The sequence below is a fragment of the Nostoc sp. genome, assembly GCF_036916655.1.
Taxonomy (GTDB): domain Bacteria; phylum Cyanobacteriota; class Cyanobacteriia; order Cyanobacteriales; family Nostocaceae; genus Nostoc.
The window spans coordinates 1-1,220 of sequence record NZ_JBALFY010000042.1 but is presented as its reverse complement, the minus strand read 5'-3'; the positions used below and the strand labels follow the sequence as shown (position 1 = coordinate 1,220).

The 1,220-nt window shown below is 41.3% G+C and carries 1 protein-coding gene; it reads right to left on the bottom strand.

Annotated features, from left to right (window positions below; all coding sequences use genetic code 11):
• Window positions 1-1,095: ISAs1 family transposase (locus V7L31_RS11535; protein ID WP_334696345.1), on the bottom strand; the 1,095-nt coding region annotated here is incomplete at its 3' end.
• Between the last annotated feature and the right edge of the window lie 125 nt (window positions 1,096-1,220).

Sequence of the window (1,220 nt, the reverse complement as noted above, 5' to 3'; positions counted from 1 at the left end):
ATTAAGAGCAATGCGACGTAGCAAAGAAAAATTCTGTGGACTGTGCAGAGAACGAATTCGACATTCATCCTCATTGAAAGTGACATCTAATGTCCAATGAACAGAATTTTCTATTCCCCAATGCTGTCGAATGGCGCTACCAATCTTGTGAGCATTGCTGGCGAGACTGGTGATATAAAATTGCACCTCATGGGTAATCTGATTCCAATGCTGAATAGAACGCACTACCATAACTACTGTTGTCAGTCCTGCCCACAAATCTTGTTCATGAAGTGCAGGAAGTTGTGACACTGGTACGGTGTAAACCTGACGATTTTCGATGCGGTGATGTCCTTTTTCTACTCGTTGACTCATACTTACATCAACACCTTTAAATCCTTGTGCGAGGTTAGTCTCAAACCAATTATTCACTTGTTGGTGCAGTGTTGGATGATTATCTTTGAGGCTCAAAACGTAATCAGAATTAGCCGCGATAATTTTTTGGGCAATCGATTTTTGTGTTCCCATTGCATCGATAGTAATGATGCAGCCAGATATGTCTAGCATTTCTAACAGTGCGGGAATCGCGGTGATTTCATTAGATTTGTCACTGACCTTTGTTTGTCCCAAGACTAAACGATGTTCACTCGACCAGGCACTGACTGTGTGTAAGGCTTTTAACTGAGATTCCCGGTCATATGAGCCTCTATGAGTTTTGCCGTCTATAGCTACTACTTCTACTCCCAATTTCTCAATTAGTGATTGTACCCACTCCCGAAAACATTGCTCAAATTCTTTTGGGTTAATTCTTTCAAACACCCTCCTAAAAGTATCAGGGCTGGGTATTCCGAATGGTAGTTGCAAAAACGTTTTCAACCACTCCTGTTTACTGATTCCATACTCTTCAATATCTTCCCAACCTTCCGCTCCTGCTATGACTGCCAAAATCGCTATGGTGAGGATATCTGTGAGTAAATGATATCTTGTCCTTTCTACTCTGGGGTCTTTTATTTCTGTGAAGTATTCCTGAAATTTATTGGTAATCTCAAAGCTATCTATGAAGGGTGTAAAAGATGCTTTGGTTTTACTTTTCTTGTTCTCAAATCCTGCTGGCATTACTCGAACCTTGGGGCTAGATGGATTAAATCTTACCCTAGCCTGGATAGTGCCACTTTGTTTCTAACTTGATTGCTGATCAGGTAAATCCGCTTGTCAATAGGGTTTGAGACGCGCTAACCCTG